This window comes from Marinobacter sp. MA (assembly GCF_048298425.1).
Lineage (GTDB): Bacteria > Pseudomonadota > Gammaproteobacteria > Pseudomonadales > Oleiphilaceae > Marinobacter > Marinobacter salsuginis.
This window is the reverse complement of sequence record NZ_CP103058.1, coordinates 1,648,704-1,660,360: the sequence shown is the minus strand read 5'-3', so window position 1 is coordinate 1,660,360 and position 11,657 is coordinate 1,648,704. Positions and strand designations below refer to the sequence as shown.

At 57.8% G+C, this 11,657-nt stretch carries 12 protein-coding genes; 10 read left to right on the top strand and 2 right to left on the bottom strand.

The window, feature by feature from the left end:
* The first annotated feature begins 2 nt into the window (after positions 1 to 2).
* Positions 3 to 803, top strand: a complete 801-nt coding sequence (locus NUW46_RS07795) for a helix-turn-helix domain-containing protein (RefSeq protein WP_418141787.1) — start codon at positions 3 to 5, stop codon at positions 801 to 803.
* On the opposite strand, the gene mtnA is transcribed toward NUW46_RS07795, so the two are convergent.
* A complete protein-coding gene (gene mtnA, locus NUW46_RS07790) occupies positions 792 to 1,856 on the bottom strand; it encodes an S-methyl-5-thioribose-1-phosphate isomerase (protein ID WP_418141786.1) in 1,065 nt (354 codons plus the stop codon). The genes NUW46_RS07795 and mtnA overlap by 12 nt on opposite strands.
* A 113-nt stretch (positions 1,857 to 1,969) precedes the next feature.
* Here mtnA and NUW46_RS07785 point away from each other — a divergent pair, with 113 nt between their 5' ends.
* Genes NUW46_RS07785 through rdgC form a run of 8 tightly spaced genes read left to right on the top strand, consistent with a single transcriptional unit; the run spans position 1,970 to position 7,714 of the window.
* A complete protein-coding gene (locus tag NUW46_RS07785) occupies positions 1,970 to 3,307 on the top strand; it encodes a TRZ/ATZ family hydrolase (RefSeq protein ID WP_418141785.1) in 1,338 nt (445 codons plus the stop codon).
* A gap of 35 nt (positions 3,308 to 3,342) precedes the next feature.
* Positions 3,343 to 4,059 (top strand): bifunctional 2-polyprenyl-6-hydroxyphenol methylase/3-demethylubiquinol 3-O-methyltransferase UbiG, encoded by a 717-nt coding sequence (gene ubiG, locus NUW46_RS07780; protein ID WP_069184853.1) that lies wholly within the window; start codon positions 3,343 to 3,345, stop codon positions 4,057 to 4,059.
* The gene (gene gph / locus NUW46_RS07775; protein WP_418141784.1) at positions 4,049 to 4,720 is read left to right on the top strand and encodes a phosphoglycolate phosphatase; all 672 of its coding nucleotides are present in this window, start codon (positions 4,049 to 4,051) and stop codon (positions 4,718 to 4,720) included. The genes ubiG and gph overlap by 11 nt, the downstream gene beginning before the upstream one ends.
* Before the next feature lie 57 nt (positions 4,721 to 4,777).
* Positions 4,778 to 5,527 (top strand): YciK family oxidoreductase, encoded by a 750-nt coding sequence (locus NUW46_RS07770; RefSeq protein WP_069184855.1) that lies wholly within the window; start codon positions 4,778 to 4,780, stop codon positions 5,525 to 5,527.
* Positions 5,527 to 5,760, top strand: a complete 234-nt coding sequence (locus NUW46_RS07765) for a glutaredoxin family protein (protein ID WP_069184856.1) — start codon at positions 5,527 to 5,529, stop codon at positions 5,758 to 5,760. The genes NUW46_RS07770 and NUW46_RS07765 overlap by 1 nt, the downstream gene beginning before the upstream one ends.
* Positions 5,761 to 5,772: 12 nt before the next feature.
* On the top strand, positions 5,773 to 6,543 hold the full coding sequence (yaaA, locus tag NUW46_RS07760; RefSeq protein WP_418141783.1) for a peroxide stress protein YaaA: 771 nt from the start codon (positions 5,773 to 5,775) through the stop codon (positions 6,541 to 6,543).
* A gap of 24 nt (positions 6,544 to 6,567) precedes the next feature.
* The gene (locus tag NUW46_RS07755) at positions 6,568 to 6,768 is read left to right on the top strand and encodes a DUF2788 domain-containing protein (RefSeq protein ID WP_069184858.1); all 201 of its coding nucleotides are present in this window, start codon (positions 6,568 to 6,570) and stop codon (positions 6,766 to 6,768) included.
* A gap of 19 nt (positions 6,769 to 6,787) precedes the next feature.
* Positions 6,788 to 7,714, top strand: a complete 927-nt coding sequence (gene rdgC / locus NUW46_RS07750; protein ID WP_069184859.1) for a recombination-associated protein RdgC — start codon at positions 6,788 to 6,790, stop codon at positions 7,712 to 7,714.
* A gap of 58 nt (positions 7,715 to 7,772) precedes the next feature.
* On the opposite strand, the gene NUW46_RS07745 is transcribed toward rdgC, so the two are convergent.
* A complete protein-coding gene (locus NUW46_RS07745) occupies positions 7,773 to 10,517 on the bottom strand; it encodes a GNAT family N-acetyltransferase (protein WP_418141782.1) in 2,745 nt (914 codons plus the stop codon).
* A 208-nt stretch (positions 10,518 to 10,725) separates the two neighbouring features.
* On the opposite strand from NUW46_RS07745, the gene NUW46_RS07740 reads away from it, so the two are divergent.
* Positions 10,726 to 11,652: a histone deacetylase family protein gene (locus NUW46_RS07740; RefSeq protein ID WP_069184861.1), complete on the top strand. Its 927-nt coding sequence runs from the start codon at positions 10,726 to 10,728 to the stop codon at positions 11,650 to 11,652.
* Positions 11,653 to 11,657 lie beyond the last annotated feature (5 nt).

The following is an 11,657-nucleotide window of genomic DNA, read 5'->3' as shown; positions in this document are numbered from 1 at the left end:
CCATGACTGAAAAGGACACCAGCGGGCAGGATAGCCGCCAGAAAGCGCGAATGCTCCAGGACATGCTTCTGGATGCGCTGCATGCCATGCGCTCGCTGGAGCAGGTGGAAGGGCTGGAAAAACCGGTAACCCAGGAACGGACGCCGGAAGGTCTTATCGACCGCCTGGCCAGCCTCACCGGGTCAGCGCTCCGGTTCGGGGTGAAGGCCACAGATACGTCACTTCGGGTTGGTCGGGCCCTGATGAATTCCCAGGATCAGTTGCGGGCGATGCTCACGGCGGGTCAGTCCCTGAAGGACATCCGGGAAGTGGCCGGTCTAACCTTGTCGGAAATGAGCGAGGCCCTGAACCTGCGGGACAAGTCGGTTCTCGAGGCCATTGAGAATGGCACCTCCACTCTCTCCTTCGAGCTGATTCTGCGGCTCGCGGCTCTCATTGCCCGGAATGATCCAATCCCTTTTATCATGCGCACCACGCGCAACTACAACCCGGAAGTCTGGCAGATTCTGAACGACTGGGGTGTGGCGAAACTCCCCCTGCAGTTCGAGCGGGAACGCGAATTCATCAACATCTTCCGCCGGCATGACGACGCACGGACGCTCTCGGATGAGGGCTTCCAGAAAGTGCTGGAGTTCACCCGCCAGAGCTTTGAGATGTCCCTGCACTTTATCGAAGAACAGGAACAGGAGGTGGCCGAACTGCAGGCTGCCTACGAGGACAAACACCCCGAAGGACCATCCAGACCCGAGAAATCCCCCGTCCGAAAGAAGCGGCAGGCGGGCGGCCCGTCTTCAACCAAATAGTGCTCTCATACCGGTAATATTCGGGTTATGCACGACGCCCTTTTCAGTAACGATGGCGTCGATCAGGTTGGCCGGTGTCACATCGAAAACCGGGTTGAACACATTGACGCCTTCCGGCGCCAGAGGAATACCCCGGATTTCCCGCACCTCAATCCCGTCCCGTTCTTCTATGGGAACATCCGCGCCTGACTCCAGAGCCATATCCACGGTGCTCGACGGTGCCACCACCATGAAGCCCACTTTATGATGCCTGGCCAGCACCGCAAGACTGTAGGTGCCAATCTTGTTGACCACATCACCATTGGCGGTGATGCGGTCGGCGCCGACAATGACCCAACGGACATCGTTACGAGCCAATATTGCTGCCGCAGCGCCATCAGCGTTCAAAGTGACAGGAATGCCGTCCCGAGAGAGTTCCCAGGCCGTTAACCGCCCACCCTGAAGCCAGGGTCGGGTTTCATCGGCATAGACGTCTTTCAACAGTTTTTCCTCGTGCAGCCGTCGAACAACGCCCAGAGCCGTGCCGTAGCCACCGGTGGCAAGTGCACCGGTGTTGCAGTGGGTCAACACCGAAAGCGGTTTCTCTGCACCGATGAATTCCAGGGCATGGTTCGCCATGGCAAAATTGGCAGCCAGATCTTCTTCATGGATTGCCTCGGCCTCATTGGCCAAACGTTTCTCCGCTTCGTCGAGAGAGTGACAGGCGTGGAAGACCCGTTCCATCCGTTGCAACGCCCAGAACAGGTTCACCGCCGTGGGCCGTGATGCCGCCAGCTCACGAATGGATTGTTTGATTTCCGCTTTCCAGTCGCCACCGCCGGCATGCCTGGCTGCCAGGGCGACCCCGTAGGCTGCGCTGATGCCGATCGCCGGAGCGCCACGAACCACCATGTCCCGGATACTTTGCGCCACACCCGCAGCGCCCTCCAGGGTGATCCAGTGTTCCTCCCCGGGCAGCAGGCGTTGGTCCAGCAATTCAAGACTGCTGCCATGCCACCGTATTGCAACGGTACCAATGCCGCGTTCAGAAGAGGGTTTCGGGGTGGTTGCCATAGAAAACTGCTCCGGTTTTTCAGCGCTGAAAACTGCCAGTATAACGGTTATACTTCCGGGCTACATTTTCAAGGTGCGGCAGGGTCGCACCAAGCGCTGTAAGGCAGGAATGAATGACGGCAGATACCATCACCGCAGCCGATATCCGCATCAACGCGCGCTGGCTGATTCCAATTGAGCCAGCAGGCACAGTGCTTGAGAATCACGCCGTCATAATTCAGGGGAGCCGCCTGGTCGCCGTTATCCCTCAGGAGCAGGCGGACCAGACCTTCCGAACCCGTGAAACCGTCGATCTTCCCCACCATGTTGTCATGCCCGGCTTGATCAATATGCACGGCCACGCAGCCATGACACTGTTTCGGGGGATGGCGGATGATCTGCCGCTCATGACCTGGTTGAATGATCACATCTGGCCGGCCGAAGGTCGCTTTATCAGCGAACAGTTCATTGCCGATGGCACGCAACTGGCCATGGCAGAAATGCTGCGCACCGGAACCACCACGTTCTCGGACATGTATTTCTTTCCGGAGATCGCTGCACAGGTCGCCCATGATGCGGGCATGCGCGCCCAGATCTGTTTTCCGCTGCTGGATTTCCCGACACCCTGGGGTGCCGGTCCGGACGAGTATCTGAGCAAAGGTGCCGACTTTATAGGCACCTGGAAGACCGACGGCTACATCATGCCGGCCATTGGCCCCCATGCCCCCTACACGGTTTCCGACGGCCCGATGGCTGAAGCGGTACGGCTATCGGAAAAAACCGGTGCCGTCATCCAGGTACATCTGCACGAAACTGCCTTTGAAGTAACCGAGGCCATTGAAAAAGGTGGCCAGCGCCCGACGGCCAGACTGGCAGACCTCGGCGTACTTCGCCCGGAGACCCAGTGCGTGCACATGACGCAGATCGATGAAAGCGATGTGAGCCTGCTGAAACAATCGGGAGCCCATGTCATTCACTGTCCGGAATCGAACCTGAAATTGGCCAGCGGCCTTTGCCCGGTGCAGGACCTTCTGGACAACGGAATTAATGTTGCGATTGGCACTGACGGCGCCGCCAGCAACAACGACCTGGATCTGTTCGGAGAACTTCGCACCGCTGCCATGGTGGCCAAAGTAGTTGCCGGTGATGCCTCGGCGTTGTCTGCCCACAAGGCTCTGGAAATGGCAACCATCAACGGAGCCCGGGCCCTGGGGCGGGACCACGAACTCGGATCACTGGTTGAGGGCAAGCTGGCAGACATCATCGCCATTGACCTGAGTGACCCGTTTTTGCAGCCGGTTTACGACCCGGCTTCGCACCTGGTCTACAGCAACCATGGTCGATCAGTAAGCCACAGCTGGATTAACGGCGTACCACAAGTACAGGATGGCCGGCTTACCCGCATTGACGTCGCCGATCTCATGCTCCGGGTTGAGGATTGGGCCGGGCGAATCCGTACAAAGTCAGACTAACCGATTTACTATTGATCCATCAGGCAGAACGAAACATGACAAACCAGAATGTAGACCGGAACGAAATCGCCAAGTTCGAGGCCCTGGCCAGTCGCTGGTGGGACCCCACAAGCGAATTCAAACCGCTACACGACATCAATCCGCTACGCCTGAATTACATTGATGAGCGCGTATCCCTGGCTGGCAAGCGCGCCCTGGATGTCGGCTGCGGTGGCGGCCTTTTGTCTGAGGGCATGGCCCAGCGCGGCGCCCATGTTACCGGTATCGATATGGGCGAGGCGCCCCTTGCGGTCGCTCGACTCCATGGCATGGAGAGCGGTGTGAACGTGGATTACCAGCAAATCACCGTCGAAGAACTGGCGCAGGACAGCGAACATGCTGGCCAGTACGATGTCGTGACCTGTCTGGAAATGCTGGAGCATGTCCCGGATCCGGCATCGGTCATCAAGGCGTGTGCCGCCATGCTCAAACCCGGCGGACACCTGTTTGTCTCAACCATCAACCGGAACCCCAAGTCGTTCCTGTTTGCCATTGTCGGCGCCGAATACGTGCTTCGTTTGCTGCCAAAGGGCACTCACGAATGGAAGAAGTTTATCCGGCCCTCTGAAATGTCCGATCATCTGCGCCACGCAGGCCTGGATGTACGGGAACTGACGGGTATGACCTATAACCCGATTACCAAGATCTACAAACTCGGTAGGGACGTGGACGTTAACTACCTGATGCACGCCAGGGATATCCGTGAAGCCTGAAAACACGCATCAAGCCTCGGCAGTCCTGTTCGACCTGGATGGTACTCTGATTGACACGGCACCGGATTTCATCCGCTGCCTCAATCAGTTGCGGGAACAACACGGCATGCCCGCCCTGCCCCCGGAGCATATTCGACGCTCCGTCTCAAACGGCGCTCGGGCCATGATCCGGGTCGGCTTCGGCCTGGAACCGGAGCACCCGGAGTACCTGGAAAAACACTCAGCCTTCCTCGACCTCTACGAGGCCGGAGTGGCAGTAGAAACCCGCCTGTTCGAAGGCATGGATGAATTACTCCAGGCCCTTGAGGAACAGGGGATCCCCTGGGGCATTGTCACCAACAAGCCTGCCCGTTTTGCGGTTCCGCTAATCGAAGCCCTGAATCTTGCGAACCGATGCGCAGTCCTGGTGTGCCCCGATCATGTTGCCCAGCGCAAACCTCATCCGGAGGCCCTGTTTCTCGCCTGCCAGCAAATGGGAACCGAGCCTGGTTCAGGTGTTTATGTAGGCGATCACGAACGGGACATCGAAGCAGGCCGCAATGCCGGAATGAAGACTATCGCGGTCCGCTACGGTTATATCGAAGAGCCGGAAACCATTGACCTGTGGCAAGCGGATCTTATTGCCGACACCGTCACGGACCTGGCAAAGCTGTTACAATAGTCCATCAATTTTAGGATCCGGTATTCAGCCGGTAACAGCCTGACACGGAGACAGGTTATGCATGATTACCAAGCACCCGCCGATCTTCTGAAAGACCGTATCGTTATGGTGACGGGTGCCGGCAGCGGCATTGGCCGGGCTGCGGCAAAGGCCTTTGCCGCCCATGGTGCGACCGTCGTACTTGTTGGCCGAACTGTAGGAAAGCTGGAAACGGTCTACGACGAAATCGAGGCCGCCGGGCACCCCAAGCCCGCCATCGTGCCCATGAACTTTGAGGGCGCTGCGGTGAAGGACTATGAAGAACTGGCCATGACGCTGGAAGACAACTTCGGCCAACTGGACGGTTTACTGCACAACGCGGCCATCCTGGGCGATCGCAGCCCGGTTGAACTGTATGACCCGGAAACCTGGAACAAGGTCATGCACGTCAATGCAACAGCCCCGTTTCTGCTCAGCCGGGCCATGATCCCCCTGCTGCGCAAATCCGACGATGCTTCGGTGATTTTCACGTCTTCCGGTGTCGGTCGCAAAGCCAAAGCCTACTGGGGCGCTTACGCAGTCTCCAAGTTTGCGGTTGAAGGGCTCAGTCAACTTCTGTCCGAAGAACTGGATGACGAACGCCACAATGTCCGGGTGAACAGTCTGAACCCGGGCGCGACCCGTACCAATATGAGAGCCCACGCCTACCCGGCGGAGAACCCACAGCAAAATCCGGCACCGGAAGACCTGATGCCGATTTACCTGTATCTCATGGGCAAGGACAGCCAGGGCGTCAACGGCCAGAAACTGGACGCACAGCCGAAATAATGGAACTGCTTTTCTACACGACATCCCAGTGCCATTTGTGCGAGCTGGCTGAAGCCCTGCTTGTCAGTACGCCCATGCCGGAACCCATACCGGTAGACGTGGTGGATATTGCCCAGTCCGAAAAGCTGGTGGAGCGGTACGGCACCCGGATTCCAGTGCTGCGACGCAACGACACCGGTGCGGAACTGGACTGGCCGTTTACCAGGGATGAATTACTCACATTCCTGCAATGAGGATTGCCTGACATGTTGATGGTTATTTCCCCTGCAAAAACGCTGGACTACGAAAGCCCGCTGGCAACTGACACCTATACCCAGCCGGAATTTCTCGACGACGCCTGTGAGCTGGTTGACCAACTGAAGGAACTGGAGCCGCATCAGATAAGCAACCTGATGAGCATCAGCGACAAGCTGGGCCAGCTGAACGCGGAGCGCTTCCAGAACTGGCACACGCCGTTCACCCCCGAGAATGCCCGCCAGGCGGTACTGGCCTTCAAGGGTGATGTTTATACCGGCCTGGACGCAGAGAGCTTCAGCGAGGAGGACTTCGAGTTTGCCCAACAGCATCTGCGCATGCTCTCCGGCCTGTATGGGGTCCTGAAACCGCTGGACCTGATGCAACCCTATCGCCTGGAGATGGGTACCCGGTTCGAGAATAACCGTGGCAAGGACCTGTATGCCTTCTGGGGGAGCAAGATTACTGACGAGATCAACCGGCTGCTGGCAGACGACGACGGCGTGCTGATAAACCTGGCCTCCAACGAGTATTTCAAAAGTGTAAAGAAGAAAGACCTTGAAGGTAGGCTGATTACCCCCCAATTCAAGGATTGGAAGAATGGTCAGTACAAGATGATCAGCTTCTACGCCAAGAAAGCCCGCGGCCTGATGTGCCGATTTGCCATCCAGAACCGCATTACCCAGGCCGACGACCTCAAAGGTTTTAACCTCGAAGGCTATTACTTCAGCGAAGACCAATCCGATAAGAACAACTGGGTTTTCCTGCGGGATGAACAGTAATCCACGTTGACATCGGAGTAAGCAATGAACGAAGCAGTGTTTTCCCAGATCGCCATGCTGGTGTTTCTGACCGGCCTGATTGTCTGGATGGGTATCATCGTCTGGGACCTGGCCAAGAAATCCCAGGCCGGAAGATTCGGCACCATCGCCCTGTTTACGGTGCTGGGCGCCGGCGTTGTGGGCTTTATTATCAAGACCGTACTCGTAGAGATCATGCAAATATGAACGACAAGGACCAGCCCTGATGTGGTTTCGCAACGCCCGCGTATTCCGTTTTACCAAACCGTTTGATATCTCCGCCGAAGAGCTGGAAGAAAAACTGCAGGCCGACGCCTTCAAACCCTGCGGCCCCCAGGAAACCAGCCGCCAGGGCTGGGTTCCACCCCTGGGCAAGCATGGCGAACAGCTGGTTCACAGTGCTAACGGCTATCACCTGATTGCCCTGCGCAAAGAAGAGAAAATCCTTCCTGGCCCGGTGGTGAAGGAAGCCGTGGAAGAGAAAGCGGAGGCTATCGAGTTCGAGCAGGGCCGCAAGGTCCGCCGCAAAGAAAAGGATGAAATCAAGGAACAGGTGATGCTGGAGATGCTGCCCCAGGCCTTCTCCAAAAATCGCCGCTGCTTCGCCTACCTCGCGCCCCAGGACGGTGTCCTGGTCGTGGATGCCGGCTCCGCCAAACAGGCGGAAGATCTGGCCTCCACCTTGCGCAAGAGCCTTGGCTCACTACCAGTTCGTCCGCCCGCCGTGGAGCAGGCGCCTGCCTTTACCTTCACCGGCTGGCTGAACGAATCCGTCGATCTGCCTGGCAAGGTGGTTCTGGGCAGTGAATGCGAGCTGAAAGATCCGTCTGAAGATGGTGGAGTGGTGCGCTGCAAAGGCCTGGACCTGAAAGCCGATGAAATCCGCAATCATCTCGACGCGGGCATGCAGGTAACCAAGCTGTCACTGACCTGGGACGACAACGTCTCATTCGTACTCGATGAGGAGCTGGGCATTCGTCGCCTGAAATTCGGCGAAACTCTCCAGGATCAACTGGACGACGTCGATGTGGATGATGCCGTTGCCAAGTTTGACGCAGCCTTCACGCTGATGACCCTGGAGCTGTCCCGCTTGATCCCGGGGCTTCTCGAAGCCTTGGGTGGTGAAGATCGTTCAGCGATTGTCGAAGAATAAAGCTGATACCCCGGGGTCAGGTGCATAATCAATCTGACCCCGTCTTTCCCCTTACCGCTCAATGGGCGCTCTTGCCCAGGCGCTCTCTCTGCCAGTCCTTTTCCGGTTCGTTCAGAACCAGCCGCAGGTCCATCACCTCCTCTTCGATATTGAACTTGATCTCGAAGCCCAGGTGTTCCGCAAGCTGCAACATGGGGCGATTGTCCGGCAACACGTTGCCAACCATTTCCATGGTGCCCCGGGAACGGCAGTAATCGATCATCTTCTGCATCAGGGCGACGCCCAGGCCCTCTCCCTTCATTTTATCGTGCACCATGACCGCGAACTCGCATTGCAGGTTGTCTGCGTCAGTCCAGGTGCGCACGGTGCCCAGGGTTTCCTCACCTTCTCCGTCTTCCCTCGGCGCGTTGGCAATGAAGACCATTTCCCGGTCGTAGTCGATTTGCACCATCTGGGCAACGTCCTCCCGGGAGAAATGCTTCCGGTACTGGAAGAACCGGTAGCGGATGGATTCTGGCGACTGTAGCTCATGAAACGCCCGGTGCGCGGGCTCATCTTCGGCCAGTACCGGCCGGATGATGACCCGCCGCCCGGACTTCGGCAATACAATCCACTCCTCGAGTTCGCGCGGGTATGGCTGGATAATCGGCCGGCCTGGCTTGTCGGCCAGATTGATGGCGATATTCACAGCCACGGCCCCCTGCTCGTTGAACAGCAGTGGCGAAATCTCCAGACCCTGTATTTCGGGAATGTCGATGACGATCTGGGAGAGGGTGACCAGCGTCTCGGACACCGCCCGGATATCCTCTTCCGGCTTCAGGCTGTGTTCTTTCAACAGCTTGTACATATAAGTCCGGCGCAGAAGCTCCCGGGCCAGCACCATGTTCAATGGCGGCAGTGCAATCTGCCGGTCGGTCATCACGTTGATCTGGGCGCCCGCTGCGCCACATACCACCAGGGGGCCAAATAACGGATCCCGGGTAATACCAACACTGAACTCAATCCCGCCCACGTGCTGATAGGAACGCTGAACAGCGAAGCCGAGGAAGCCACTGCCCGGAAAGTGGCTCTGGTATTCCTCCATCAGGTAGCGGCAGGAGTCCATGATGGCCGCTTCGCTGTTGAGCTTCTGAACCGTGCCCTTGTATCGGCGCTGGGTAGGACTCAGGTCGAGGAAAGGATGGCAGGCCTGCTCATGGATGATGGTGATATCGATGGGACGCCGCTCAACTGCGAAAACCTCGAGGACCTCTTCCATATCGTCGCAGTACATGGTGTCGATGGTGCTAATGCCATAGTCACTCACCAGATCCCGGGCTTCCCGGTTCGACAGATGATACCGGCCAGAGCGCAATGCCCGGCTGACCACATGACGGGTGTGGGTTCGGTCTGCAAAGTGATCGGTAAAGGACTCGGGTGTTTCCGTGAGCAGCCGCTGAACACGCTGATGACGCACGTGCTGCATGAACGCCATGACGGCTTTTTCGGGATTGAAGAACGACGGCAGCCCGGCCCGGTAAAACTCTTCCCGCGCATCCATGACCGTACTCTGGCCCAGCCAGCAGGTGAACACGTTCAGACGGGTGCCCTTGGAAGCCTGTACCACAGCGTCAGCAATCTGGAGGCTGTCCTCTGTCAGACTTGGCGCATACATCACCAGAACGTTTGCCACTTCCGGATCCTTGGCAAGAATCTTGATCGCCTGCCCATACAACTCCGGGGAAGCATCGTAGTTGAGATCGATCGGGTTCTTGCGGGTCCAGTAAGGTGGCAGCAGCTCGGCCAGGGCATCGATACTGGCATCCGACAACTCCGCCAGCTCACCGCCCAGGTCCGCCAGGCGGTCCACGGCCAACACCCCCGGGCCAACCCCGTTGGCCATGATGGCCAGGCTTTCCCGGCGCAATGGCCGCATCCGGGTTAACGTCTCGAGCGCATCGAACATCTGGCCAAGGCCGTCCACCCGAAGCACACCGGCCCGCTGGAGCATGGCATCGTATATCGGATCGCTGCGTTTCAAACCGGCCGGCAGATCGTGGGGAAACCACTCCGATTCCGGTACCCGCCCGGATTTTACTGCGATCACTGGCTTGGTGCGGGAGGCTACCCGCACCGCAGACATAAACCGCCGGGCATTCGGGATGTTCTCGATGTGCAGAAGAATCGCGCGGGTCTGGGTGTCCTGCGCCAGATAGTCGATCAGATCGTCGTGATCGATATCCATGCCATCGCCGAGGGTCAGGAAGTAGGAAAACCCCACCCCCCGGGCAAAGGCCCAGTCTATAACCGAACTGGCAATGGTGCCGGACTGGCCGACGAAAGCAACCCGTCCCGGGATCGCGCCCATATGGGCATAGGTGGCGTTCAGGCTACGTGCCGGAACCATCAGACCAATCGTGTTGGGGCCGAGCACCCGGATCCCGGTTTCCCGGGCGGCCTCGCGTACGGAATACATCAAAGGCTGACCGGTTTTGCTGTGAGTACGGGACATGCCACCGGTCATGACGATGGCGGTGCGCACCCCGGCTTCCCCGAGCCGCTTGATGGTCTTGGCCACGGTATCCGGCGGCGTGCAGATGATGGCCAGGTCCGGGGAAAAGTCCATTTTGGAGACTTTTTTGACGCAGGGCACACCGTGCACGTTGTCGTAATCGTTCTGGTTGACCACCAGCAGGCGCCCCGGATAACCGCCCCCCATCAGGTTCCGCAATACCATGCCGCCAAGATTGTCTGCCCGCTCCGACGCACCGATCACCGCAATGGACGCGGGATTGAAAAGGCTCTCCAGATACCGGGTGCTCAAGCTGACTCTCCTATGTGAGTGGCCGGCAGGCCGTTGGCGAATAAATGTAATAAAACAGGTTACTTATGAGTGTAACCCTTATCTTAGGCCCTGATTCCCCGATGTGAAATGGCTATCGCCCCTATAAGACCAAAGAAACACGGCATCAGGCAGTTTTCCCTGATAAGCTTGAAGAAAATATAAGCACATCGAAGGCAGTTCGAGACGTATGACCACGGCATTCTTTTCCCACGATGACTTCATGAAACACAACATGGGGCCGGAACATCCGGAAAGCCCTGAGCGTCTGGCGGCGATCATCAGCTACCTGGCTGATACCGGTCTTGATCAGAAGCTCGACTGGGTGAGGCCGGAAGAGATCACCCGGGACCAGTTATTGACGGTGCATCCCGAAAAGTACCTTCATCAACTCGATCTGATGCAACCCACAAGGGGCCGCGTGTTTACCGATCCGGATACGGCCATGATGCCGGACACTTTGCGGGCAGCCCGCCTTGCCGCTGGCGCCAACATCCAGGCCGTGGATATGGTTATGAGTAGCCAGGTAACCAACGCCTTTGTTTGCGCGCGCCCGCCCGGCCATCATGCCGAGCGAGCAAAATCCATGGGCTTCTGCTTCTACAATAACGTCGCCCTGGCCGCCATGCGCGCTCTCACCTTCCATCACCTTGAACGGGTCGCGATCATTGATTTCGATGTGCACCAGGGCAACGGAACCGTGGACATTGTCGGTGGTGACGAGCGAATCCTGATGTGCTCCAGCTTCCAGCACCCGTTCTACCCGCACTCCCATGTGCACCGCCAGGCCGACAACATCGTCAACATTCCGATTGCAGCGAACTGTTCGTCTGAAGAGTATCGGAAACAGGTGGAGGCAGGTTGGCTGAAGCGGCTGAACGACTTCAAACCGCAACTCATTCTGATTTCCGCGGGTTTTGATGCCCATAGACTTGACCCGATGGCGGAACTGAATCTGGATACCGACGACTACCGCTGGTTGACGGAAATGATCGTGTCTGTTGCACGTGAGCACAGCAACGACCGCATCATTTCAACGCTGGAGGGCGGATACCACCTGAGGGCCCTGGCAGAAAGCGTAAACGCCCATCTGGAAGTATTGAACTCGGTTTACTGAAAGCG

Excerpts from the sequence above, each read along its gene's own strand:
- mtnA (WP_418141786.1), bottom strand. The coding sequence starts at position 1,856 with ATGGCAACCACCCCGAAACCCTCTTCTGAACGCGGCATTGGTACCGTT.
- rdgC (WP_069184859.1), top strand. The coding sequence starts at position 6,788 with ATGTGGTTTCGCAACGCCCGCGTATTCCGTTTTACCAAACCGTTTGAT.
- NUW46_RS07795 (WP_418141787.1), top strand. The coding sequence starts at position 3 with ATGACTGAAAAGGACACCAGCGGGCAGGATAGCCGCCAGAAAGCGCGA.
- NUW46_RS07740 (WP_069184861.1), top strand. The coding sequence starts at position 10,726 with ATGACCACGGCATTCTTTTCCCACGATGACTTCATGAAACACAACATG.
- ubiG (WP_069184853.1), top strand. The coding sequence starts at position 3,343 with ATGACAAACCAGAATGTAGACCGGAACGAAATCGCCAAGTTCGAGGCC.
- NUW46_RS07765 (WP_069184856.1), top strand. The coding sequence starts at position 5,527 with ATGGAACTGCTTTTCTACACGACATCCCAGTGCCATTTGTGCGAGCTG.
- NUW46_RS07770 (WP_069184855.1), top strand. The coding sequence starts at position 4,778 with ATGCATGATTACCAAGCACCCGCCGATCTTCTGAAAGACCGTATCGTT.
- NUW46_RS07755 (WP_069184858.1), top strand. The coding sequence starts at position 6,568 with ATGAACGAAGCAGTGTTTTCCCAGATCGCCATGCTGGTGTTTCTGACC.
- NUW46_RS07785 (WP_418141785.1), top strand. The coding sequence starts at position 1,970 with ATGACGGCAGATACCATCACCGCAGCCGATATCCGCATCAACGCGCGC.
- yaaA (WP_418141783.1), top strand. The coding sequence starts at position 5,773 with ATGTTGATGGTTATTTCCCCTGCAAAAACGCTGGACTACGAAAGCCCG.